22 protein-coding genes and 1 pseudogene are annotated in these 22,869 nt (G+C 65.9%); 15 read left to right on the forward strand and 8 right to left on the reverse strand.

The features are described from left to right. The 5 genes and pseudogenes from BMY90_RS17600 to BMY90_RS15045 form a co-directional block, all read left to right on the forward strand. Positions 1–281 (forward strand): annotated as a pseudogene (locus tag BMY90_RS17600) (IS4 family transposase); the annotation flags it as partial. Positions 282–634: 353 nt separating this feature from the next. Beyond that, the gene (gene dtd, locus BMY90_RS15030; RefSeq protein ID WP_092705040.1) at positions 635–1,075 is read left to right on the forward strand and encodes a D-aminoacyl-tRNA deacylase; all 441 of its coding nucleotides are present in this window, start codon (positions 635–637) and stop codon (positions 1,073–1,075) included. Positions 1,076–1,227: 152 nt separating this feature from the next. After that, complete coding sequence (gene rpoD / locus BMY90_RS15035; protein WP_092705041.1) at positions 1,228–3,111, forward strand: RNA polymerase sigma factor RpoD; 1,884 nt, start codon at positions 1,228–1,230, stop codon at positions 3,109–3,111. 469 nt (positions 3,112–3,580) lie between these two features. Further along, entirely contained in the window at positions 3,581–4,255 is a 675-nt protein-coding gene (locus tag BMY90_RS15040; RefSeq protein ID WP_092705042.1) for a response regulator, read from the forward strand. Further along, complete coding sequence (locus BMY90_RS15045) at positions 4,252–5,685, forward strand: sensor histidine kinase (protein ID WP_175481589.1); 1,434 nt, start codon at positions 4,252–4,254, stop codon at positions 5,683–5,685. Before BMY90_RS15040 ends, BMY90_RS15045 begins: the two co-directional genes overlap by 4 nt. 127 nt (positions 5,686–5,812) lie before the next feature. On the opposite strand, the gene BMY90_RS15050 is transcribed toward BMY90_RS15045, so the two are convergent. Both BMY90_RS15050 and BMY90_RS15055 read right to left on the reverse strand, forming a co-directional pair. After that, the gene (locus BMY90_RS15050; protein ID WP_092705044.1) at positions 5,813–7,219 is read right to left on the reverse strand and encodes an aspartate aminotransferase family protein; all 1,407 of its coding nucleotides are present in this window, start codon (positions 7,217–7,219) and stop codon (positions 5,813–5,815) included. Positions 7,220–7,274: 55 nt separating this feature from the next. Beyond that, positions 7,275–7,967 (reverse strand): MtnX-like HAD-IB family phosphatase, encoded by a 693-nt coding sequence (locus BMY90_RS15055; protein WP_092705045.1) that lies wholly within the window; start codon positions 7,965–7,967, stop codon positions 7,275–7,277. 140 nt (positions 7,968–8,107) lie between these two features. Here BMY90_RS15055 and BMY90_RS15060 point away from each other — a divergent pair, with 140 nt between their 5' ends. The 8 genes from BMY90_RS15060 (at position 8,108) to BMY90_RS15095 (ending at position 15,593) form a co-directional block, all read left to right on the forward strand. Beyond that, the gene (locus BMY90_RS15060) at positions 8,108–9,613 is read left to right on the forward strand and encodes an efflux transporter outer membrane subunit (protein WP_245735056.1); all 1,506 of its coding nucleotides are present in this window, start codon (positions 8,108–8,110) and stop codon (positions 9,611–9,613) included. Continuing rightward, positions 9,613–10,746, forward strand: coding sequence for an ABC transporter permease (locus BMY90_RS15065; protein WP_008209138.1), 1,134 nt, complete (start codon positions 9,613–9,615; stop codon positions 10,744–10,746). Before BMY90_RS15060 ends, BMY90_RS15065 begins: the two co-directional genes overlap by 1 nt. Next, the gene (locus tag BMY90_RS15070) at positions 10,743–11,495 is read left to right on the forward strand and encodes an ABC transporter ATP-binding protein (RefSeq protein WP_092705047.1); all 753 of its coding nucleotides are present in this window, start codon (positions 10,743–10,745) and stop codon (positions 11,493–11,495) included. Before BMY90_RS15065 ends, BMY90_RS15070 begins: the two co-directional genes overlap by 4 nt. Beyond that, positions 11,492–12,532, forward strand: coding sequence for an efflux RND transporter periplasmic adaptor subunit (locus tag BMY90_RS15075; protein WP_092705048.1), 1,041 nt, complete (start codon positions 11,492–11,494; stop codon positions 12,530–12,532). Before BMY90_RS15070 ends, BMY90_RS15075 begins: the two co-directional genes overlap by 4 nt. Positions 12,533–12,566: 34 nt before the next feature. Further along, complete coding sequence (locus BMY90_RS15080; RefSeq protein WP_092705049.1) at positions 12,567–13,403, forward strand: alpha/beta hydrolase; 837 nt, start codon at positions 12,567–12,569, stop codon at positions 13,401–13,403. Between the two features lie 2 nt (positions 13,404–13,405). Next, positions 13,406–13,783: an EamA family transporter gene (locus tag BMY90_RS15085; RefSeq protein WP_008210923.1), complete on the forward strand. Its 378-nt coding sequence runs from the start codon at positions 13,406–13,408 to the stop codon at positions 13,781–13,783. Further along, positions 13,780–14,199: a DMT family transporter gene (locus BMY90_RS15090; RefSeq protein WP_092705050.1), complete on the forward strand. Its 420-nt coding sequence runs from the start codon at positions 13,780–13,782 to the stop codon at positions 14,197–14,199. Before BMY90_RS15085 ends, BMY90_RS15090 begins: the two co-directional genes overlap by 4 nt. Positions 14,200–14,378: 179 nt before the next feature. Next, positions 14,379–15,593: a DegT/DnrJ/EryC1/StrS family aminotransferase gene (locus BMY90_RS15095; protein WP_092705051.1), complete on the forward strand. Its 1,215-nt coding sequence runs from the start codon at positions 14,379–14,381 to the stop codon at positions 15,591–15,593. A gap of 94 nt (positions 15,594–15,687) precedes the next feature. Here BMY90_RS15095 and BMY90_RS15100 read toward each other — a convergent pair whose 3' ends face one another. From BMY90_RS15100 to BMY90_RS15115, 4 genes are all read right to left on the reverse strand, one after another. Beyond that, positions 15,688–16,476: a DUF1828 domain-containing protein gene (locus tag BMY90_RS15100; RefSeq protein WP_092705052.1), complete on the reverse strand. Its 789-nt coding sequence runs from the start codon at positions 16,474–16,476 to the stop codon at positions 15,688–15,690. Further along, a complete protein-coding gene (locus tag BMY90_RS15105) occupies positions 16,473–16,958 on the reverse strand; it encodes a DUF6978 family protein (protein ID WP_092705053.1) in 486 nt (161 codons plus the stop codon). The genes BMY90_RS15100 and BMY90_RS15105 overlap by 4 nt, the downstream gene beginning before the upstream one ends. Before the next feature lie 227 nt (positions 16,959–17,185). Further along, positions 17,186–18,067, reverse strand: coding sequence for a hypothetical protein (locus BMY90_RS15110; protein ID WP_092705054.1), 882 nt, complete (start codon positions 18,065–18,067; stop codon positions 17,186–17,188). Further along, complete coding sequence (locus BMY90_RS15115; RefSeq protein ID WP_092705055.1) at positions 18,060–19,130, reverse strand: GNAT family N-acetyltransferase; 1,071 nt, start codon at positions 19,128–19,130, stop codon at positions 18,060–18,062. Before BMY90_RS15115 ends, BMY90_RS15110 begins: the two co-directional genes overlap by 8 nt. Before the next feature lie 65 nt (positions 19,131–19,195). Between BMY90_RS15115 and BMY90_RS15120 the strand changes: the two genes are divergently transcribed. Together BMY90_RS15120 and BMY90_RS15125 are read left to right on the forward strand one after the other, a co-directional pair. After that, complete coding sequence (locus BMY90_RS15120) at positions 19,196–19,465, forward strand: acyl carrier protein (protein ID WP_092705056.1); 270 nt, start codon at positions 19,196–19,198, stop codon at positions 19,463–19,465. Then, positions 19,465–20,697 (forward strand): beta-ketoacyl-[acyl-carrier-protein] synthase family protein, encoded by a 1,233-nt coding sequence (locus BMY90_RS15125; RefSeq protein ID WP_092705057.1) that lies wholly within the window; start codon positions 19,465–19,467, stop codon positions 20,695–20,697. The genes BMY90_RS15120 and BMY90_RS15125 overlap by 1 nt, the downstream gene beginning before the upstream one ends. A gap of 38 nt (positions 20,698–20,735) precedes the next feature. On the opposite strand, the gene BMY90_RS15130 is transcribed toward BMY90_RS15125, so the two are convergent. Further along, positions 20,736–22,325: an ArnT family glycosyltransferase gene (locus BMY90_RS15130; protein ID WP_092705058.1), complete on the reverse strand. Its 1,590-nt coding sequence runs from the start codon at positions 22,323–22,325 to the stop codon at positions 20,736–20,738. A gap of 202 nt (positions 22,326–22,527) precedes the next feature. Beyond that, positions 22,528–22,830 carry a PepSY domain-containing protein gene (locus BMY90_RS15135; RefSeq protein ID WP_092705080.1) on the reverse strand — a complete coding sequence of 101 codons (303 nt, stop codon included), beginning with the start codon at positions 22,828–22,830 and terminating at the stop codon, positions 22,528–22,530. Positions 22,831–22,869 lie beyond the last annotated feature (39 nt).

Below are 22,869 nucleotides of genomic sequence, written 5' to 3' on the forward strand. Positions count from 1 at the left end.
TCTTCTTCAAGTGGATCAAGCAACACCTGCGGTTACGGCGCTTCCTCGGTCGCAGCGAGAGAGCGGTGAAGATCCAGATCCTCACCGCCCTGGTGGCCTATCTGCTGGTGGCGCTGGCCCATCGCGCCAGCACCTCGGCCACCACGCTGTGGCTCTTTCTTGCCGAGCTCCGCGCCGGCTTGTTCCAACGCCCGGTCAGCGCGGTGCCGGGACGTAGACGCGACCGGCGACGAAAGACCGTCCACCCCGGCGAACCGTGGCAACCCGGGCTGTTCGCATGAGTCCGCTCGACATGAGACTGAACGAGTCGGGGACTAGCGAATTTATTCCGGACAGCAGTGTGCCTCCGCAGGAATGACGAACAAAAAACGATGAATCAGACCTTCCTTGGCGACAAAGTTCAGCCGACACCTCTCCGTTCACCCTGAGCGTAGGCCCGTAGGGCCGGAGTCGAAGGGCAATCACCTGCGGCCCCTTCGACTTCGCTGCGCTACGCTCAGGGCGAACGGAATCACGCGCTATCCAGAGGCCCGATCCATAAGCCCGAACCGTGCCTGTTGCCCTTGCCCCCGGCCCGGGCTTGCCTCGCCGGCGGCAATCGCTATGCTGGGGCGTCCTTGGCCCGCGGCCCTTCATGATCGCCCTGATCCAGCGCGTCAGCACTGCCCATGTCGACGTCGACGACGAAACCGTCGGCGCGATCGGCCCCGGCTTGCTGGCGCTGGTGGCGGTGCAGCCGGACGACGGCGAGGCGCAGGCCCGGCGACTGCTCGAACGCATGCTGGGCTATCGCGTATTCGCCGACGCGGCCGGCAAGATGAATCGCTCGCTGACCGATACCGGCGGCGGCCTGCTGCTGGTCAGCCAGTTCACCCTGGCCGCCGACACCCGCTCCGGCCGTCGCCCCAGCTTCACCACTGCGGCTCCACCCGAACAGGGCCGGCACTGGTTCGAACGACTGGTGGAACTGGCGCGCGCGGCGCATCCCGGGGTGGAAATCGGCCGCTTCGGTGCCCATATGCAGGTGCATCTGGTCAACGACGGCCCGGTCACCTTCTGGCTGGAGGCCAGCTGAATCCCGATGCCCTGCGCAACGCCACAGTCATCTGCAAACGCCTATCTGGCGCGATTCTTGCGTGTCGTACTCAAACATTTTTCACCTTGAAAACTGGTCAAAAAAGCATCACATCGCTATACTGATCGGTTCCTGCATCCGCGGCGGTAGGTATGAACAACAAAGCACCCGAACAACAGTCCGAAATCAAGGCGCTCATTTCCAAGGGCCTGGAACAGGGCTACCTGACCTACGCCGAGATCAACGATCACCTGCCCGACGACATCGTCGATCCGGAGCAGATCGAAGACATCATGGCGGTGCTCAAGGGCGTCGGCATCGAGGTCCATGACGCCGCCCCCGACAACGACACCATCTCCGATGGCGCCGCGCCCGGCAACAGCGGTGACGACGAGGCCGCCGCCGAGGAAGCCGTTGCCCTGCTGTCCGCCGTGGACGCCGAAGTGGGCCGCACCACCGACCCCGTGCGCATGTACATGCGCGAGATGGGTACGGTCGAGCTGCTGACCCGCGAAGGCGAAATCGCCATCGCCAAGCGCATCGAGGAAGGCCTTGGCCAGGTGCAGACCGCGCTGGCCAGCTTCCCGCTGACCATCGAGCTGCTGCTGGAGGAATACGACCAGCACCTGGACGGCAAGCGCCGCCTCAGCGAGATTCTGGCCGGCTTCCTCGATCTGGAAGAAGCCGCCGACCTCGCCCGCAAGGAAAAGGAAGCCGCCGCCGCCGAGGCTGCCGAGAACGGCACCGACGAGGAATCCGACGGCGACGAGGACAGCGATGACGACGACACCGGCGACGAGGAAGAAGCCGGCCCCACCGGTCCCGATCCGGAAGAGGTGAAGCGCCGCTTCGAGCTGCTGCGCGACTACTACGCCAAGTTCCAGAAGGCGGCACCCAAGGCCGCCGACATCACCGACAAGAAAATCGTCAAGCTGCGCGACCAGATGGCCGAGGAGTTCCTCAAGCTCAAGCTGCCGAGCGCGCTGATCGACGGTTTCGTGCGCAAGCTGCGCGAAGTGGTGGGCAACATCCGCCACCACGAGCGCGTGCTGATGGACATCTTCATCAAGCAGGTGAAGATGCCCAAGGGCGAGTTCATCAAGACCTTCCCCAGCAACGAGGGCAACCTCGAGTGGGCGGCCGAACTCGGCCGCAAGCGCCAGAAGTGGTCGCCCAACATCAAGAACCACCGCGAGGCGATCGACGCCGAGCAGGAAAAGCTGGCCGCCATCGAGCGCAAGCTGTTCCTGCCGCTGGTCGACATCAAGGACATCAACCGCGCCATGAGCGTGGGCGAGGCCAAGGCCCGCCGCGCCAAGAAGGAAATGGTCGAGGCCAACCTGCGCCTGGTGATCTCCATCGCCAAGAAGTACACCAACCGCGGCCTGCAGTTCCTCGACCTGATCCAGGAAGGCAACATCGGCCTGATGAAGGCGGTCGACAAGTTCGAGTACCGCCGCGGCTACAAGTTCTCGACCTACGCAACGTGGTGGATCCGCCAGGCGATCACCCGCTCGATCGCCGACCAGGCACGCACCATCCGCATCCCGGTGCACATGATCGAGACGATCAACAAGCTAAACCGCATTTCCCGCCAGATGCTGCAGCAGTTCGGCCGCGAGGCCACGCCGGAGGAGCTGGCCAAGGAAATGGAGATGCCCGAGGACAAGATCCGCAAGGTGCTGAAGATCGCCAAGGAGCCGATCTCCATGGAAACCCCGATCGGCGACGACGAGGATTCCCACCTGGGCGACTTCATCGAGGACGGCAACGCCAGCTCGCCGGTCGAGTCGGCCACCGAGACCGGCCTGATGGAAACCGTGCGCGACGTGCTCGGCGGCCTGACCCCGCGCGAAGCGAAGGTGCTGCGCATGCGCTTCGGCATCGACATGAACACCGACCACACGCTGGAAGAAGTCGGCAAGCAGTTCGACGTCACCCGCGAGCGCATCCGCCAGATCGAAGCCAAGGCCCTGCGCAAGCTGCGTCATCCGAGCCGCTCGGAACAGTTGCGCTCGTTCCTCGACGTGGATTGATCGCACTCGCCATCACGCACACCCGAAGCCCCGCTCATGCGGGGCTTCGGCTTTTGGGCACGGCACCCAACGAGACGCGAAGAACCCCACGCGCAAGCGTGGCGGTCCGGCAACACTACGGCTACCATGTGCAGCAAGGGCCTATAGCTCAATGGTTAGAGCAGAGGACTCATCGAAAAGGTGCCGCCGCGGCGTAATCCGCGAACGGGATCGGGATGAATTCAGGGAAACCTCAGCGGCACGGCCGGTGGCGACCCTGAGCCAAGCCGTCGGTACACCGACGGAAGGTGCAGAGACTACCTGGGGACTTCAGTGTCCTTGATCACAGGCTAGAGCGTCCCGCGCCCCACCCGTTCACGCGAACGGAGGGCGAAGAGATAGTCCGCGCCGGAGGGAAACCTTCGGAATACGCGAATCCTTTGGTTCCAGGTTCGAGTCCTGGTGGGCCCACCAAGAAAGTTGTCCATCCATGCGCCTTCTGATTGCCGAGGATGACCCCGCCATCGCCGCTGGCATCAGTGCCACGCTGCGCCAGAGCGGGCATGCCGTCGACCATGTCGCCGACGGGAAAAGTGCCGACGAGGCGTTGCGGGGAACGCCTTACGATCTGCTGATCCTCGACCTCGGCCTGCCCGCGCTCGACGGCAGCGAGGTGCTGGAGCGCGTACGCAAGCGCGGAAGCACCCTGCCCATCCTCGTGATCACTGCCCGCGAAGGCCTGCGCGAGCGCGTGCGCGTGCTCGACCTGGGCGCCGACGACTATCTGGTGAAGCCCTTCGCGCTGGCCGAATTCGAGGCCCGCGTGCGTGCCCTGCTGCGTCGCTATGCTGCGCAAGGCGCGCCGGAACTGACCCTGGGCCGATTGCGCATGGACTTGCCGGGACATCGCGCCTGGGTCGGCGACACGCCGCTGGAACTCACCGCGCGCGAGTTCGGCCTGCTTGAGGCGCTGGCCGCACGCCCCGATCGCGTGACCAGCCGCGCGCAGCTGACCGAAGCCCTGTGCAGCTGGGATGAGGAGCTCACCGACAACGGACTGGACATCGCCCTTTATCGACTGCGCCGGAAACTGGCCGACTCCGGCACCCAGGTGCGCACCATCCGCGGCCTGGGCTACCTGCTCGAGGAGGTCGAAGGCGCATGACCCGCCGGCGCATGCTGCAGCTGCAACCGTGGCTGTACCGGCTGTTGCTGCCCGAAAGCCGGCACAGCCTGCGCCAACGCCTGCTGATCATCCTGCTGGTGCCGTTGATGCTGCTGCTGGTGTTCAACAGCCTGATCACCTATGCCGGCGCGCTGATCTATTCCAATCGGGTCCACGACGACAGCCTCACCAGCGACGCTCTCACGCTGCAGCAGATGCTCGCCACCCAGGACCCGGACGGTCGCATCTCGCCGCAGGCCCGCTTCCTGCTCGAATACGATCCTGGCGGCCACAACTACTACAGCTATTTCAGCGTACGCAGCGCCCGGCACGGCCTGCTCGCCGGCAACAATACCCTGCAACCGCCTGCCGGCCTGGGCCGGCTCAGCGATGCGCCCCGGCTCTACGATGTGCACCTCGGCCATCGTTCGTTGCGCGCCGCCAGCGTCACGATGCCCAACACACGCGATCCCGGCGACATCCTCACCGTCACCGTGGCCGAGACATTGCGCGATCGCCACCTGGTGGCCCGGCAGATCCTGCTGCTGAGCATTCCGGCGCAGGCGGTGCTGATCCTCGCGGTGTTCCTGCTGGTCTGGTTTGGCGTGCGCACCGGCCTGCGCCAGCTCGATCCGCTGTCTGCCCGCCTGGCCCTGCGCGAACACGACTTGTCGCCCATCGGTGAAACCGGCGTGCCGGTGGAAATCCTGCCGCTGACCCGCACCATCGACGAATTGTTCGCGCGCCTGCGCAACATGCTGGCGCTGCAGGAGCGCTTCATCGCCGATGCCGCGCATCAACTGCGCACGCCGCTGGCCGGCTTGCGCGTCCACGCCGAGCGGGCCCAGGCCCATCCCGATCCTGCCACCGTGAGCGACTCGCTGCAGCACATCCGGCAACTCATCGAACGCGCCAACCGCACTTCCAGCCAGCTGCTGGCGCTGACCCGCGCGCAATCGACCGAACCGGATGCCGCCGCCTCCACCCGGCTGGACCTGGCGGAACTGATTCCCGACCTGGTCCGCCGACGCGTGCACGAGGCGCTGGCGGCCGGCATCGACCTTGGCTACGACGGTCCCGCGGAACCGCAGTGGATCGAGGCGGACAGCCATACCTTGCAGGAATTGCTGGACAACCTGATCGACAACGGCCTGCGCTACGCGGGACGCGGCGCCAGCATGACCATCACGCTGGCGCGCGAGGACGCGAACATCTGCCTGGGCGTGGAAGACAACGGTCCCGGCGTGCCGGACGAATGGCTGGCCCGGCTGGGCGAACGCTTTTTCCGGGTTCCCGGATGCAAGGCCGAAGGCAGCGGCCTGGGACTGGCCATCGTGCAGCGCATCGCCGAGCGCCATCACGGCAGCGTGCGCTACCGCTCCGGCGACGCCGGCGGATTCCGGGTGGAAGTGCGCTTTCCCGCCACATAAAAAAACGGCGACGCCCGGAGCTCATGACAAGCCCCCGGCATCGCCGTACGTGCCAGCTTCCCCTGCATGGGAAATTCGAACACTTAAAGTGAAAGCGTCCGGGCGCACGGGCGCCCGGACGCCATGATCAGGCGGACTGCTTCTTGGCCTTGGTGAGGAGCTGATCGAGCAGCGCGATGGCCAGGTCGATCTCCTCGTGCGTGATGTCCAGCGAGGGCGCCAGCGTGATCACGTTCTTGTACCAGCCACCCACGTCGAGCACGAGGCCGATCTTCTTGCCGTTGTGCTCCAGGTCGCCGGCCAGGCCGATGTCGACCATCGTGTCCAGCAGTGCCTTGTTCGGCGTGAAGCCGTCGTCGGTGCAGATCTCGGCGCGCAGCGCCAGGCCCAGGCCATCGACGTCGCCGATTTCCTTGTGCCGCTTCTGCAGGTCGCGCAGGCCTTCGAGGAAATGCGCGCCCTTCTTCGGCACGGTGGTCTCGTAGTCCAGTTCGTAACCCATCTTGATCACTTCCAGACCCAGCGAGGTGCCCAGCGGGTTGGAATTGAACGTGCTGTGGGTGGAGCCCGGCGGGAACACGGTCGGGTTGATCAGCTCTTCGCGCGCCCACAGGCCGGACAGCGGGTTCAGGCCGTTGGTCAATGCCTTGCCGAACACCACGATGTCCGGCGTCACGCCGAAGTTCTCGATCGACCACAGCTTGCCGGTGCGCCAGAAGCCCATCTGGATTTCGTCGGACACCATCAGGATGCCGTACTTGTCCAGCACCTTCTTCAGGCCCTGGAAGAAGCCCGGCGGCGGGATCACGTAGCCGCCGGTGCCCTGGATCGGCTCGACGTAGAACGCGGCGTATTCGCACTGGTTGGTCTTCGGGTCCCACACGCCGTTGTATTCGGTCTCGAACAGGCGCGCGAACTGGTTCACGCAGCTGTCGGAGTATTCCTCGGCGCTCATGCCCTTCGGACGACGGAACGGGTACGGGAACGGCAGGAACATTGCGCGCTCGCCGAAGTGGCCGAAGCGGCGGCGGTAGCGGTAGCTCGACGTGATCGACGAAGCGCCCAGCGTGCGGCCGTGGTAGCCGCCCTCGAAGGCGAACATCAGGCTCTTGCCGTTGCTGGCGTTGCGCACGATCTTCAGCGAATCCTCGATCGCCTGCGCGCCGCCCACGTTGAAGTGCACGCGACCGTCCAGGCCGAACTTCTTCTTCGCGTCCAGCGCGATGGTCTTGGCCAGCTCGATGCGGGTCTGGTGCAGGTACTGGCTGGCCACCTGCGGCAGCACGTCGATCTGCTTCTTCAGCGCGTCATTCAGGCGCTTGTTGCCGTAGCCGAAATTGACCGCCGAGTACCACATCTGCAGGTCGAGGAACGGCGTGCCCGCGGTGTCGAACATGTAGCTGCCTTCGCCGTGGCGAAAGATCTTCGGCGGGTCCACGTAATGCACGGTGTCGCCGAAGGAGCTGTACTTGGCCTCGTCGGCGAGCAGTTGCGCGTCGTCGATGAAACCGACGGCGTTCTTGTCGATGTTCATGGTATGGGTCCGGGGGAACGGTGGTGGAGAGTGTTACGGGAGATGCAGCGACCGCTCAGGCCGCCGCTGCCTCGTGATAGCGCGCGTGGTGCGCCAGCGTACCGTCGACCAGGCGCGGCAGGAATTCCAGCGCGTCCTCGAAGCCGGTGATCGGCATGTAGGGAATGCCGGCGGCGCGGCAGTGTTCGATCAGGCGATGCTTGGCGAACACGAAGTCGACGTGATCGGCCGCGCAGAAATCCGAGGCGCCGTCGCCGATCAGCAAGGTCCTGGCGCCGGTGCTGCGGGCCTGCGCCACGCAGGCGCACTTGCAGGTGCCGCTGCGGCAGCCTTCGGCCTGGAACGGCGAGGTCAGCTGCCACTGCTTCGGCGGCGTTGCGGGAGCAAGATGGTTCGCGGCCAGCGGCAGGTCATCCAGACCGTAACGGCCGAGGATTTGGTGGATCGCATGATCGAGGCCGTCGCTGACGATGCGGATCGGCACGTTCAGCTCGCGCGCCTTGGCCACGAAACCCGGGAAGGCGTGGTCGATCCACAGCGTGCGCAGGTGCTCGTCCAGCTCGGCGCGGGTCATTTGCAGCAGTTCGACCTGGCCGCTCATGCACTCGCGCGAGCCGATGCGGCCGGCGCGCCAGTCGCGCTCCAGCGCTTCCCAGCCGGGACGGCCGAAACGGTCCAGCAACGAGTCGATCACGTCCTCGACCGAGATGGTGCCGTCAAAATCGCAAAGGATGTTCCAACCGCTCACGTAGGACCGCTCCGGTATCAGAGGGCGCCACCTTAACGGCGCATGCCTTTCGGTCCCCTTTCCGCAACGTCTCGCGATGAAGCGAATCGTAAGCCTCTACCGGTTATGCTTATGGCTCCCGCGTGCCGAGAAACCCCGCCTTGCCCGCACCTGCCCCGCGCTTTTCGCTGATCCTGCGCCCCTACCGGCGGATGGCAACCTCGCTGCGCCTGTTGCCCGCCTTGCTTGCGGTGGCCCTGGTCGGCTGCAGCGCCGCGGCACTGCCGGACCTGAAGCCGCCGGTACCCAGCGCATGGCGCAACGCCCAAGCCTCACCGGTGGCGGCCCCGGCCGCCGACCTGCACGACTGGTGGCACGCCTTCCACGACCCGCAGCTGAACGCGCTGGTCGATCGTGCGCTGCAAGGCAACCTGGATCTCGCCCAAGCCGCCGAACGCGTGCGTGCCGCGCGCCTGCTGAACCGGCATTCACACGATGACTATCTGCCCAAGCTGAACGCAGACACCAACGACGTCATCAACCCCGACACCACGGCCTCGTATTTCATCGTCGGCTTCGACGCGCTATGGGAGCTGCCGTTGTTCGGTGCCTGGCAAAACAGCGGACGGATCGCCAAGGGCAACCTCGACGCGGCCGATGCCGACCTGCACGGCGCGCGCGTCTCGCTGGTGGCCGAGGTAGCGCGGCGCTGGATCGAGTTGCGCTCGGCCCAGCGGCAGGCACAACTGCTGGATGACGCCTGCCAGGCCCGCCGCGAGAAATTGCGCCTGCTGAAGGTACGCGAACAGCTGAAACTCGTGTCGCCCGACGATGTGGCCGCGGCCACTGCCGACGTCGCGCGCGCCGAGGCCGCCTTGACCGGACCGCAACAGGCCATCAACGCCAACGCGCAGCAGCTGGCCGTGCTGCTCGGCCAGAACGAGCCCGATCCGCAATGGCTGCAGCCGGGCGGCGTCCAGCCCGAATTGGGCCACTGGCAGCTGACCAGCGTGCCGGCCGACCTGCTGCGCACCCAGCCGCAAATCGCCCGCGCCGAAGCCGACGTGCTGCGCGCCGCGGGCGAGGCCGGCATCAGCCACGCCGACATCTATCCGCACCTGGGCATCGGCACCTCGCTGCAATGGTCGGTCAACATCGCGCGCAATCATCGTGCGCGCACCGGTGAAGGCATCTTCTCGCTCGGCCCGGTCATCAACGTGCCGCTGTTCGACTGGGGCCAGCGGGTCGCCCGGGCGCATGCCAAGGACCATGAACTGCGCGCCGCCGTGCTGGCTTATCGACAAGCCGTACTGCAAGGCGTGGCCGAAGTGGAAACCGATCTCGGCGACCTGCACCAGCTGCATCTGCGCGAAGCGGCCACGAAGCGTGCCGTGCAGGCGCTCGATTCGCGCACGGCCGCGGTGCGCAAGCGCAAGCAACTGGGCCTGGGCAGCACGCTGCAAGTGCAGGACAGTCTGATCGAACAACGCCAGGCCCAGGCGGAACTGGTCTCCGCCCGTACTGCCCGCGACCTGGCCTACGTGGCCCTGTACAAGGCGCTTGGCGGCGCACCGTTGCCGAAGGCCGACCAGCCGACTGGCGCCGCTGCCGACCACGACGCGGCCGCGCCCCAACCGGCCATGCCATCGGTGCAGGGAACGCCCTGATGGTCGCGCTTGCACGCAAGACGCTGATCCACGAATGGCGGCGCTTCCTGCCGGCCATCCTCGCGGTGGGTTTCGCCGGCCTGCTGCAACTGCTGCAGGCGGCGCTGGTGCTGGGCATCTTCGGCAGCGCCAGCGTCTACATCACCAAATCCTCGGCCGACATCTGGGCCGGTTATCCCGGCACGCAAAGCGTGAGCCTGGGCCAGCCGATCAACCGCGACGTGGCGATGCACCTGCGCATGGATCCGGCCGTGAGCCGCGTCGAACCGTTCGACTGGGTCGACGGCAACTGGCGCGGCACCCAGGGAACTGGCGGCGTCCCCGTGTTCATCTGCGGCATCGATCCGAACCCGGACGGACTGATGTTCTCGCAAGCCCTGTCGCCGGAGCTGCGCGCACGCCTGAAGGAGCCGGGCGCGGTGATCGTCGACCAGGCCGACCTTTCCAGCCTCGGCGTCAAGCTTGGCGGCACCGGGGTCATCAACGGCCAGCGCGTGCACGTGGTCGGCATCAGCCATGGCCTGCGGGCGCTGGGCGGGGTCAACGTGATGACCTCGCTGGATACCGCGCGCATGCTCGACGGCGACCCCGAAGACACCGACCGGATGACCTTCTACGTGGCCAAGCTGCGCGACCCGGCCATGGCCGCAAGCGTGGCGGAACGCTTGCGCGGCGCATCCACGTTCGGCCCCTACACGGTATGGACCGCGGATGATTTCGCGCGCCGTTCGCAGATGTACTGGATCCTCGACACCGGCGCCGGCGCCGGCGTGCTGTTCCTGGCCGGCATCGTGTTCCTGGTCGGCGCGGTGATCACCAGCCAGACCCTGATGGCCGCCGTGATCGGCTCGATCCGCGAGTACGCCACGCTCAATGCGCTGGGCGTGGGCGTGGGATCGCTGCGCAAGGTGGTGATGGAGCAGGCGTTCTGGGTCGGCGCGATCGGCCTGCTCGGCAGCATCGTGCTCGGCGTCCTGCTGCTGCTGCTGGCGCGCAGCCATGACGTACCGGTGACCCTGGACCCGATCACTGCGGTGGTCTGCCTGCTGCTGGGCATGGGCCTGGCCATCGTCTCGGGCCTCGCCGCCATGCGCAGCCTGCGCCGCGCCGATCCGGCGAGCCTGCTGCGATGAGCATGCCCGACGTCATCGCTCCATCGCCGAACATCACGCTGCAGGCTCGCGGCGTGAGCAAGGCATTCGTGTCCGGCAGGCTGCGCAGCCCGGTGCTGCAGGATCTCTCGCTGGAAGTGCATGCCGGCGAGCTCACCCTGATTTCCGGACCTTCCGGTTGCGGCAAGAGCACCTTGCTGTCGATCCTCAGCGGATTGCAATCGCCGGATACCGGCAGCGTGCACGCGCTGGGCATGGCGCTGAGCGGACTCAACCGGCGCCAGACCGAGCACTTCCGCCTGCAGCACACCGGCTTCGTGTTCCAGGGTTTCAACCTGTTCCCGGCGCTGAACGCACTGGAACAGGTGGAACTGCCGCTGGGCTACCTCGGCCTCGACCGCACCGAGACCCGCCGCCGCGCCGCGGCATCGCTGGAAGAAGTGGGCCTGGGCCCACGCATGCACCTGCGCCCGGCCGAACTGTCCGGCGGCGAAAAACAACGCGTGGCGATTGCCCGCGCGCTGGCCAAGGAACCCGAGCTGCTGTTCGCCGACGAACCGACCAGCGCACTGGACGCCGCCAACGGCCAGACCATCATCGGCATCCTGCACACCATCGCCCGCACCCACGGCGCCACCGTGTTGTGCGTCAGCCATGACCCGCGCCTGGTCGCGCACGCCGATCGCGTGCTGGCCATGGAAGATGGCCGCATTCTCAGCGACCGCCGCCGCGACGCCACCCACGTGGCTTCACCCGAGATCTCATCATGAAGTCGATTGCACCTGCTCCGACCTGGACCCGGCACCGTCCAGCCCTGTTCGGCATCGGCGGCCTCTTGCTGGTCACCACGTTGCTGGGCGCCTGTTCGAAGCAGGCCGACGCGCCGCCACCCGCCACCGCCACGCAGGCGAGTTATGTCGCCGTGGCACGCGGCCGCATCGACATCGAAGGCGGCCTGCTGAAGCTGTCGATGGCGCGCGCCGGCACCCTCGCCAGCGTCGCCGTGCACGAAGGCGAACAGGTGAAACGCGGACAACTGCTCGCCAGCCTCGACAGTCGCGCGGCGCAATTGGGCGTGGACGCGGCGAAGGCGCAATTGAAGCAGGCGCAGGCCCAACTCGAACTGCTCACGATCAAGCAGGCCTCGGCCAAGCTGCGCGCACAGCGTCTGGTCGCGGCCGCCGCGGCCGGTGCCGGCGACGGCCAGAGCGCCGACGACGCCCGCGAAGCGAGCAGCCAGCTCGGCGCGCAAGCCACCGCGGCGCAGGCCGCCGTGGCCATGGCCCACCAGAAACTGGCCGAAGCGAACTACGCACTGCAGCAGGACAGCCTGCGCGCCCCGCTCGACGCCCAGGTGATCCGCGTGATTGCGCAGCCGGGTGCCAGCGTGAGCCCCGAGGCCGGCCCGCTGTTCACCCTGCTGCCGAACAAGCCGCGCATCGTGCGCGCCGAGCTCAACGAGAGCTTCGTCGGCGTGGTGCACGCCGGCATGCGCGCCGAGGTGGCCGACGATGACGGCAGCGGCAACGGGCACTGGGAGGCGCGCGTACTGCGCGTGGGCCAGGTCTATGGTCCCGATCCGCTGGAAAGCGATCCGCAGATCCGTGCCAACACGCGTACCGTGGAATGCGTGCTGGCCTTCGAGCATCCCGAGCAGTTGCGCATCGGCCAGCGCGTGGTCGTGCATTTCCTGCCCGGTTCGGCTGGCAGTCAGGCCGTCGAAAGTCAGGCCGTCGAAAGCCACGCCGTCGAAAGCTCGGAGAAACCGCAGGCTGCGACACTGCCAGCCTCCCGAACCACGCCGTGACGGCGGTCGTTCGCGCTCTTCTCAGGTATCGCGCGTGATCCAGCAAACCGACTTTTTCTTCGAGGGTGGCCGCAGCGGCATCCTGCTGATCCACGGCCTCACCGGCACGCCGATGGAAATGCGCTTGCTCGGCAAGGGCCTGAACCGCGCCGGCTACACCGTGCACGGCATGCAGCTGGCCGGCCATTGCGGCGATGTCGACGATCTGCTCGCCACCAACTGGCACGACTGGTACGCCAGCGTGGAAAAAGCCGCAGACGCCTTGCGCGAGAAGGTCGATCACCTGTTCGTGGGCGGGCTGTCGATGGGCGCGCTGCTGGCACTGAAGCTGGCCGCCGACCGCCCCGCGCAGATCGCCGGCGTGGGCGTGTACGGTGCCACCTTCCGCTACGACGGCTGGAGCATCCCGCGCATCGCGCGGCTGTCGTTCCTGTTGCCGCTGCTGAAACGGCTGGGCATCGGCCGCAACCGCAGCTTCATGGAACAGCCGCCCTACGGCATCCGCGACGAACGCCTGCGTGCGCAGATCAGCAGCGCCATGCTCGGTGGCGACAGCGCCGCTGCCGGCCTGCCGGGCAACCCGTGGCATTCGCTGGCGGAAATGTACGGCCTGGCCGCCGAAGTGCGCCGCCAGCTGCCGCAGGTGACGGCCCCCTGCCTGATCGCCCATGCCAGCGAAGACGACGTCGCCAGCACCCGCAACGCGGAACTGGTGCAGCGTTCGGTCAGCGCCCCGACCGAGCTGCTGTTGCTGGACGACAGCTACCACATGATCACCATCGACAAGCAGCGGCGCCTGCTGGTCGATCGCTCGGCTGCGTTCTTCGATCGTGTGGCCGAAGGCGTCCCCCTTCAGCGCGTCGCGGCCTGAACATGCCGACCGGAGGCTCCATCACCGCCCTGGTCGCCGGGCTGTGGCTGGTCAACGTGATCCTCGACACCACCGGCCAGCTGGCATTCAAGGCCGCCGCCAGCGATCCCGCGGCAGGCGACGGCTTCGCCCGCTGGCTGCACATGGCCAGTCGCCCATGGTTGTGGACCGGCATTGCCTGCTACGTGCTGGAATTCCTGGCGTGGATCGCCTTCCTGTCGTTGCTGCCGCTGTCGCAGGCGATCCTGCTCGGCTCGATCAACATCGTAGCGGTGATGGTGGCCGGTCGCGTGCTGTTCGGCGAAAAGCTCACCTCCCTGCGCGTGGCCGGCATCCTGCTGGTGACGCTGGGCGTGGTGATCGTGGGAGTGGGCGGATGAAGCGCGGCTGGTTCTACCTGATCGGCTTCCTGCTGCTGATGGGCTTCGACTCGATCGGCGCGATCAGCTTCAAGTACGCCGGCATGCATGCGCTGCCGGTGCAAGCCAACGCCGCGTGGCTGCTGCGCCTGTTCGGCAAGCCGTGGATCTACGGCGCGGTGATCGGTTACGTCGGCGCCTTCTTCACCTGGATGACCCTGCTCAAGCACGCGCCGATCGGCCCGGCTTTCGCCGCCTCGCACCTGGAACTGGTGTCGGTGATGCTGCTGTCGGTGTGGCTGTTCAATGAACCGCTGACGCTGGCGCACGTGCTGGGCGCCGTGGCGATCATCGCCGGCATCGTCTGCCTCGGTTTTGCCGAGAGCCGCGAGCATGTCGCCGAACTCACGGATGATTCGACACGGGCCGATAGCTAGGAGCGTGAGCGGTAGAAACGCAAGGGGCTGCGGCTTCGCGCTGTTGGCCAGCTTTTCCGCTCCTTTTCGTCAGATAGCTACGGCTATCTTCCTCAAATGATCGAAAAACCTGCCTCAACATCGCTTTGCCTCGCCCCCTTGGTTTCTACCGCTCACGCTCCTAGGCCCATCCTGCGCCCATGCTTCCCCGCCGCCGACACGAATTGCCCCCGACCGCCGGCCTGCCGCTGACCCTGGCCGACCTGCGCCCGGGCCGGCCGTCGCTGGCGAGCGATCTTGCCCGGCTGTTGCACACGCCACCGCTGCAATTGACCTGCTCCGGCACCGCCGCCCTGCTGATTTCGCTGGTCACCCTGCACGAACAGCAGCCGCGTCGGCGACGCGTGGTGGTTCCGGCGTTCACCTGCCCGCTGGTGGCGCTGGCCGTGCACAGCGCCGGGCTGGAACTGGTGCCGTGCGATCTGCGCCCCGATCATTTCGACATGGACCCGCAGGCCCTGCGTGCCGCCTGCGACGAACGCACGCTGGCCATCGTGCCCACCCACCTGGGCGGACGCGTGGCCGATGTCGACGACGCGCTGGCCGTCGCCAACAACGTCGGCGCGTATGTCATCGAAGATGCCGCGCAAGCCGTCGGCGCGCGACACGGCGACACCAGCGTGGGCCTGGCCGGCGACATCGGATTTTTCAGTCTTGCCGCGGGCAAGGGCTTGTCGATCTACGAAGGCGGCCTGCTGGCGGCGCGCGATCCCGCACTGCGCGAACAACTGCAACGCACCGCCGCGCGCATCGCACTGCCCAGCGCACACTGGGAACTGCGCCGCAGCATCGAGCTGCTGGGCTACGCCGCACTGTACCGCCCACACGGCCTGCGCCTGGCCTACGGCAATCCACTACGCCGCGCGCTGCGACGTGGCGATCCGGTCGCCGCCGTCGGCGACGATTTCGAACTGCCGCTGCCGCTGCACCCCGTGGGCCGCTGGCGCCAGGCCGTCGGCACACACGCCGCCGTGCGCCTGCCCGCCTTCCTCGAACACTGCGCCGCGCAAGCGCAACGCCGCCTGCCGCGACTGCGCGAGATTCCCGGCATCCGCGTGCTCGACGACAGCGGTAACGCCCACGGCAACTGGCCGTTCTTCCTGCTGCTGCTCCCCGACCAACGCCATCGCGACGAAGCACTGGAACAACTATGGCAAGCCGGCCTCGGTGTCAGCCGCCTGTTCATCCACGCGCTACCCGACTACGGCTATCTCAAGGGCATCGTGCCCGCCTGCGACGTACCAAACGCCCGCGACTTCGCCGCACGCAGCCTCAGCATCAGCAACAGCTCGTGGCTGGGCGATGATGATTTCGAGGCGATTTGCCGCGTGCTGGCTGCTGTCTGGAATAGATAAAGCGCAGGCTTCGTGGGTCAATGCCAAATCAGAACTCGCAACCGCTGTGGCCACTCGAAGCGCAACTACTGAGAGCGCTACTTAGCGTAGTGCTTCAATGGAGAGCTTCGTCAATTTTGAATCGCATTTCATCTCGCGCCTGAAGGGTGTCGACCACGGATGACGCTGCATTGAGCAGGCGGGACCGGTCGAGATGAGGAATAGTTGACTGGTCTTGAAATACAACCATCGATTTGAAGCGGGCAAACTCAGAATGCCCCTGCAGGTGATGTCGGAGGTATTGGATGATGATGGTTGCGAGCCTTGCCTTGCCTTGATCAGGTACGCCGAAGATAAAGAGCGGTCCACGCTCTCCTGGAATGTAGAGGTCTACCGGGTAGCTCTCTCTCTGAGGGACATTGGGAACAAAGAAGGTTTCCTTGACTTGGTCGGCCCCAACGATTGCATCTACCTCGTCCTTCAAGTCCTCATAGAACGTGCTTTGCACACGCACACGATTCAAGAAAGTGAGATCGTGTATCCGCGTTAGTCCCTGGCCAAACCGAACTATCGCAGACCCAAGCTCTTCTCCCGGAACATCAATGAAGAACTCGCCATCCTCCTCCTGGAATCCAGAACTCTGAACAATCTGCTGCAATAGCGCACCTCTAGTTCCATCTTTAAATTTTTTGAGATCGTTGGCATAACTAAGGTGCATCATGGTCGTACCACGGTCGGTGACACGCACCCCACTCGGACCAGGCTTAAGGAACATGGAATAGTGATCTCCGTCGTCAAACGTAAACGGAGTAGTTACGAATAGGTAGCCGTCAGCGCGCAGCACGAGCTCTACGTCCGCGCACAGCGACGAGCATATGGTTTTCTTTAGTAGCTCTGTGTTCATTTGCGGAATAGATCTGGCTCGTCGGGCCCCGTATCGAGATTAAGTATGTTGCACATGCGGCAGAGCGTATGCAGCGCCCCATTGTGCGTCTGGAAATCGCTAGTGATTTCGGCATAGTGCTCAGCGTTCTTGCCGGCAGCAATGTAACGCTCCGTAGCCACATGAACATGACAGCGACCTACCGGGAAACCTGTCTTCTCTAGCTGATTTGTGTGGGGGTGACTTCCCCCATTACAACGCATCAAAATCACAGGCTCACCACTTTTCGGCATCCAGCGAAGCCCAGCCGTGAAGTTGTCTTCCATGTCGACATGGCGACGCACAAAGACAACAAACTCTTCGTCCGCCTCGCGAGCAACCGCCCGATACTCCAGCCGATACGATTTGCCGTCTTTGATCTCGCGGGCTCCCTTGTTAACGACTGATTTGGGCATTGCAAGCAGATCTTGAATCCTTTCTTCAGTAAGCAGCGCCAGCAACATCGACTCCCCCCTTCCGTGCTTCTCTGTAGAAGATACGGGTGGTTACAAGGAACTGTCCACTTCTCCAATCGCATAGGCCGCGACACGTGTGTCGAACTAGGCCACCACAGCAAGCCCAACGGAAAGCAGATTCTGATGAGCGAGAGCATCGTGGCACAACTGTCGGTCGTAAACGTTATGGCCGGCCATGCCTCATGCTAGAAAACATTGAGGGCAACCCCACTCGTTCAACCCGAACGGGCCGCCAACGCCCCCAGCAACTCCAGATTCAACGCATGCTGTTGCGCCTGCCAGCCGGCGAGTTGCGCCGGATCGATTTGCGGCTGCTCGTCCATCGCGGAGAGTTTGCGCTTCCACCAACTGCGGTATTGGTAATGCGAGACCTCACCGTTGACGTCGCTGCCGACCAGCGTGTGGCGCAGGCCGTTGATCAGCGCCAGCGCATGCGGCAGCAGCAGGCGGCCCTGGTCCCAGTTGGTTTGCGCGACTTCGGCGGAAAACACGTCCTTGTCGATCGACAGGTAGGTACGCAGGGTTTGCGTGCGTTGGCTTTCGACGAAGGCGTCGACCAGCGCTTCAGGGGTGTCGAAGCCACGGAAGCAGCGCGATACGCCGAGCCGCCGTGACCAGCCGGTATTCACGCCCATGCTCCAGTAGGTGAGCTTGCCGCGCAGCAGCGGCGTCAGGTAGTTCTCCCACGCGTGGCCCGCGCCGATGTCGGCCGAGGTGATGCCGAGCACGTGCACGTGCGCGACGAACGGCAGCGCCGCCACCCGGCGCACCCACGAGCCGCAATGCACGCCGAACGGGAAGCGCATGTTGTCGGGATGGTTGTCCAGCACAACAACCTGGATCGGCGCGTCGGGGCGCATCCGCGCCAGCAGCGGCCAGGTAAGGTGGTGGAAGTCGCCGCTGCCCATGAACACGGTGCCGTGGCGCGCCGGCAACTGCGCATCCAGCGTGGCGCGAAAACGGCGCATGGTCGCCAGCGAACAGCCGAAGCGCAGGGATTCCTGCCACTCGGCCAAAGGCACGACCACGCTGTCGGGCAGATCACCGATGGAGTGGTCGATATCCAGTACCACCGGGCGCAGGTCGTGCTCACTCATCGTCGGACTCCGCCGTCGCCAGCCAGGCGCGGTCGCTTTCGAAATGGCCGCCCAGTCGCCGCAGCAGCCAGCGCAACAGCGGGTTGCGCGCGTACACGGCGTGCCGGGTGAAGGTCATGCTGGCGCCCAGGAACGACTTCACCTCGGGGTCGGTCCAGCCGGCCACGTAGTGGGTCAGTCCGCGTTCGCGCGCATGGCCGAGGTTGTGCATCCAGCTCACGAAATAAAGGTTGTGCTCGCGTGCCGCGGGATACGCCAGGCCGATGTATTTGTCGATCAGCTTGCCGTCGCATTCGTAGCAGAGGTTCCAGCCGATCATCTGGCCCTGATGGCGATAGACGAACACCACGCTGCCACTATGCGCATCCTGGAAAATCTGCCGGAAGTAGCCGGCGGTGAGATGATCGAAGTGGATCTCGCTTTGCGCGTACACGTTCTCGAACAGTGCGTGGAACTCGGCCAGCACGGTGTCGTCGTGGAAGCAGGCGTCGCCGGTGTGCAGCGTCTCGATCTGCAGGTCGTCGCGCGAACGCAGCTTGCGCCTGATGTTCTTGCGTCGGCTGCGCGACAGGCGCGCCAGGTAGGCGTCGTCCGAGTCGAAATCGATCGGCACCCACGCCAGCGCCTGCCCTTCCAGCAGCACGTAGCCTTCACGCTCGCAGGCCTCGGCAAAGGCATGCACGTAGCGGTTGCCGGCCTCGTCCAGCAGCGGTGAGTCGCCGGCGATGTCCTTCACGATCAGCAGCTTGCATTCACGCCCGTAGGCGGCTTTCAGCCCTTGCGCCAGCGCCGCCGGTTCGACATCGCCCGGCAGCAGCGCGTACTCGGACACGGTGGTGCCGACGAAACGCGTGCGCCAGCGCAGCAGGCGCTGCCAATGCCGGTACAGCGGCAAGCCCTCGACCCGACGCCGGAAGGCGTCGTCTGCCGTGGTCAGCAGGTCGAACGGGGCCACGAAGGACGGCGTGCCCTGCACCGTGCACTCCACGGCGAAACCATCGGGTGGCTGCGCCATGAACGCCCGCAGCATGGCCTCCGGTTCGAGTTGTGCGACGAAAGGCATGAGTAAGCGGTGCCGTCTAGACTGGGGATGGTGCATCATTGTCGCCCGCCACCAAGGGTTCCGTCATGGCCCCCACGATCCAGCAGCAAGTTTTCGAGATCATCGCCAAGCAGGCCAAGATCGACATTTCGACGATCAAGCCCGAATCCACGCTCAAGGACCTGGGCATCGCTTCGCTTGACGCGATCGAACTGATCTTCGACATCGAGGAACATTTCGACATCAACTTCCCCGAGCAGCAGGGCGCCAACTTCGACAGCGACACCGCGCAAAGCCTGGTCGACGCGGTGCAGAAGGCGCTGGACGAGAAGGCTGCAGGCGCAGGCCAGTCCTGATGGCTACCGTAACCACGCGCCGCGTGGTGATCACCGGCATGGGCGCGATCAGCCCACTGGGCGTCGGCGCCGAGGCATTGTGGCAAGGCCTGCGCGAAGGCCGCAGCGGCATTCGCCCGCTGCGCCACGCGGACAGCGAACGCCTGCGCGTGAAGGTCGCCGCGCAGGTGCCGGAAAGCTTCGACCCCGCCGCAAACATCGACGAACGCATCCTGCCGCAGCTCGATCGCACCTCGGAATTCGCCCTGCACGCCGCGCGCGAGGCGATCACGCATTCCGGCATCGACTTCAGCCGCGACGGCCTCGGCCTGCGCACCGGCGTGGTGGTCGGCACCGGCGTGGGCGGCGAAACCACGCAGGACGAGCAGAGCCGCCGGCTCTACGTGGACAACGCCAGCCGCACCCATCCGCTGACCATCGTGCGGCTGATGACCAACGCCTCGGCCAGCCAGATCAGCATCGCCCACGGCTTGCGCGGCCCCACCTACGCGGTGGCCAGCGCCTGCGCCTCGGCCAACCACGCCATCATCCAGGCCGCGCAGATGATCCGCTTCGGCATGGTCGATGCGGCCATCACCGGCGGCACCGAGGCCTGCCTCAGCTACGGCGCGCTGCGTGCGTGGGAAGCCATGCGCGTGCTGTCCGACGACACCTGCCGCCCGTTCAGCGCCAACCGCCGCGGCCTGGTGCTGGGCGAAGGCGCCGGCATCTTCGTGCTGGAATCGCTGGAGCACGCGCAGGCACGCGGTGCAAATATCCTCGCCGAACTGGCCGGCACCGGCATGAGCGCGGACGCCTCGGACATCGTGATGCCGAATCCCGAAGGCGCCGCCATGGCGATGCGCCAGGCCATGGACGAAGCCGGGCTGGCACCGCAGGACGTCGACTACATCAACGCCCACGGCACCGGCACGCAAGCCAACGACGCCACCGAAACCCGCGCCATTCGGCTCGCCTTCGGCGCACATGCCGACCGCCTCGCGGTGTCCTCGACCAAGTCCATGCACGGCCACGCGCTGGGCGCTTCCGGCGCGCTGGAACTGGTCGCCGCCATCGGCGCCCTGCGCGACGGCGTGGTACCGCCCACCGCCAACCTGGACCAGCCCGACCCGGCCTGCGATCTGGATTACGTGCCGAACACCGCGCGCGAGATGCCGGTGCGCGCGGTACTCAGCAACTCGTTCGCCTTTGGCGGACTCAACGCGGTGCTGGCACTCAAGCGCGCACCCTGAATTGAACCCGTGGCCCGTGCCGGCAGCGCCGGCCACAGTCACGGCGACGTGAGCTGGCCGGCATGCCAGATACTCAGGCTGTGGTCGAGATAAGGCTGCCGATAAAACGGCGCGGCCGCGAACCGATAGCCGGAATCCCCGCTGACGACCCATCCATCCGGATGCGCACGCGCCCACGCCATGATGGCGGCCGGGTCGGTGCTTTCCTGAATCGGCCTCGTCAACCGACCCGCGAACGTGAACAAGCCATAGGGCGTCCCGGCATACAGCAGCGGCGTGCCTTCGCGCTGTGCCGCGGCCAGCCGCAACGCGACCGAACGCATGTCGTAGCGGGGACCGATGCTGAACACGAAGGCCAGCTTGCACAGCATCAACGCCGCCAGCATGCCCAGCGCGGCCATGGAAGGTGCCAGCGCGCGCCGGCCCCGCAGCAGATAAAACAAACCCACCAGCACGACCAGCCCGCCGCAAAGAGTCGCTCCGACACGGGAGGGCGGATGTTCCAGCCAACCCAGGCCCGCTGCCACGGCGACCCCGATGGCCACGAGGGTAAGGCCCACGCGCCAGCCCACCACGCGCCAGCGATTCGCCCCCACCCGCATGCCGGCCGCCATGATCAGCGCCGGCAGCAACGGCAGCAGGTAATGCGGCTGCTTGCCGCTGATCAGGCTGAAGGCGACAAAGTCGGGAACAAAGGCCGCCAGCACGAAACGATTCGCCACTCGGTTCCGTTCCGCCGTCGCTCCCGCCGGCGGCGCTGGCGACGCGCCACGGCCGAGGCTCACCACCCATGGCAGCAACATCAACGGCAATACCGGCAGATACCACCACCACGGCCGGGCGTGGGCGAAACTGTGCGCCACGCGGCCAAAGGTCTGATGCAGGAAGATCGCATCCTCGTACTGCGTGCCGCCGGCATGCGCCGCGGGCAGCGCCCATGCCAACGCCACGGCGACAGCGATGACCAGGCCAGCCACCAGTCGCAGGTAGAACGCCAACGGCCGCGCACGCGCCGACGGCAACCACCACGGCGCGAGCAGCGCGGGCACGCCGCCCACCAGCAGGGCGACCGGCCCTTTCACCAGGATGCCCGCGCCCAGCGCCAACGCGAGCGCCAGCGTCCCACCGACCCAGCGCCGTTCGGCAAGCGCCGGGATCGCCCGCCACGCCGCCAGCGTGCACAACGTCAGCAGCATGTCGAACATCACCACGTCGGCATAGATGGCTACCGCGGCACAGCCCAGCCATAACCACATCGACGCTTCGCGAGCCGGTCGATCCATGCCCAGCCGCTGCTCCACCGCCGCCAGCAGGGGCAGCGTGGCCAAGGCCATCAACCCTTCCAGCAGCCGCGCCGCCCAGGCGTGCACCCCGGTCACCGACCAGATCAGGTTGATCAGCCAGAACAGCATGGGCGCCTTGTCGGGGTACGGCGCGCCATCCAGCCACGGCACCAGCCATTGCCCGCTGACGTGCATGTTCCACGCCACCGCGAGATAGCGCGTTTCGTCGATGGGAACAGGCTGCAGCAGGAACATCGGCGGCAGCAACAGCGCGAGCGCGGCGAACCACGGCCAGGCGCGCCTGGAAAACAGGTAAGCATGCAAGCCGGGGGACGTGGGCTTCATGGGCATCCTTGGGACGGCTGGGGAAAGACCGTCGGGCCAACCGGATCGTCCGGCTGACCTGCGAGATGCGCGCCATTTTTGTCGCCCAAGCTTTGCGAATGCTTAGGACAGATGCATGCAGGCCCGGCAGAGCCACCGCCCCGGCATCACCCCGGCCATGCCGGCACGCCCTGCGTACCGGCATGGCATATCGCGCGCGGCGTCAATCCGCGTCGTTGTTGTCCAGCGAGTTCTCGAGCAGCTTGCCGGTTTTCGCATCCACGCCCACTTCGTGGGTGTTCTTGCCGGACTTGATGTCGAACGAGTAGCGCAGGCCACTGCCGCCGGCTTCGTGCTCAAGCTCTTCCTTCACGATCTTGCCGGGATAGACCTTCAACGCGATCTTGCGGGCCTGCGTCATGCTGATCTTCGCGTGCGCAGCCGCCTGCTTCGAAGTACCCGCCTGCGCGGCAAACACGAGGCCGCACAGGGCCAGCGGCAGGGCGAGAACGATGGACTTTTGCATCACGTACTCCTTGGTGGTTGGGTGTCGATCGCCGCGCAA

It is taken from the genome of Rhodanobacter glycinis (assembly GCF_900114325.1).
Lineage (GTDB): Bacteria > Pseudomonadota > Gammaproteobacteria > Xanthomonadales > Rhodanobacteraceae > Rhodanobacter_A > Rhodanobacter_A glycinis.

Coding starts and splice junctions, on each gene's coding strand:
- BMY90_RS15040 (WP_092705042.1), top strand. CDS start 3,581: ATGCGCCTTCTGATTGCCGAGGATGACCCCGCCATCGCCGCTGGCATC.
- BMY90_RS15075 (WP_092705048.1), top strand. CDS start 11,492: ATGAAGTCGATTGCACCTGCTCCGACCTGGACCCGGCACCGTCCAGCC.
- BMY90_RS15070 (WP_092705047.1), top strand. CDS start 10,743: ATGAGCATGCCCGACGTCATCGCTCCATCGCCGAACATCACGCTGCAG.
- BMY90_RS15050 (WP_092705044.1), bottom strand. CDS start 7,219: ATGAACATCGACAAGAACGCCGTCGGTTTCATCGACGACGCGCAACTG.
- BMY90_RS15090 (WP_092705050.1), top strand. CDS start 13,780: ATGAAGCGCGGCTGGTTCTACCTGATCGGCTTCCTGCTGCTGATGGGC.
- BMY90_RS15100 (WP_092705052.1), bottom strand. CDS start 16,476: ATGAACACAGAGCTACTAAAGAAAACCATATGCTCGTCGCTGTGCGCG.
- BMY90_RS15085 (WP_008210923.1), top strand. CDS start 13,406: ATGCCGACCGGAGGCTCCATCACCGCCCTGGTCGCCGGGCTGTGGCTG.
- rpoD (WP_092705041.1), top strand. CDS start 1,228: ATGAACAACAAAGCACCCGAACAACAGTCCGAAATCAAGGCGCTCATT.
- BMY90_RS15120 (WP_092705056.1), top strand. CDS start 19,196: ATGGCCCCCACGATCCAGCAGCAAGTTTTCGAGATCATCGCCAAGCAG.
- BMY90_RS15115 (WP_092705055.1), bottom strand. CDS start 19,130: ATGCCTTTCGTCGCACAACTCGAACCGGAGGCCATGCTGCGGGCGTTC.
- BMY90_RS15125 (WP_092705057.1), top strand. CDS start 19,465: ATGGCTACCGTAACCACGCGCCGCGTGGTGATCACCGGCATGGGCGCG.
- BMY90_RS15135 (WP_092705080.1), bottom strand. CDS start 22,830: ATGCAAAAGTCCATCGTTCTCGCCCTGCCGCTGGCCCTGTGCGGCCTC.
- BMY90_RS15095 (WP_092705051.1), top strand. CDS start 14,379: ATGCTTCCCCGCCGCCGACACGAATTGCCCCCGACCGCCGGCCTGCCG.
- BMY90_RS15105 (WP_092705053.1), bottom strand. CDS start 16,958: ATGTTGCTGGCGCTGCTTACTGAAGAAAGGATTCAAGATCTGCTTGCA.
- BMY90_RS15045 (WP_175481589.1), top strand. CDS start 4,252: ATGACCCGCCGGCGCATGCTGCAGCTGCAACCGTGGCTGTACCGGCTG.
- BMY90_RS15110 (WP_092705054.1), bottom strand. CDS start 18,067: ATGAGTGAGCACGACCTGCGCCCGGTGGTACTGGATATCGACCACTCC.
- BMY90_RS15130 (WP_092705058.1), bottom strand. CDS start 22,325: ATGAAGCCCACGTCCCCCGGCTTGCATGCTTACCTGTTTTCCAGGCGC.
- dtd (WP_092705040.1), top strand. CDS start 635: ATGATCGCCCTGATCCAGCGCGTCAGCACTGCCCATGTCGACGTCGAC.
- BMY90_RS15065 (WP_008209138.1), top strand. CDS start 9,613: ATGGTCGCGCTTGCACGCAAGACGCTGATCCACGAATGGCGGCGCTTC.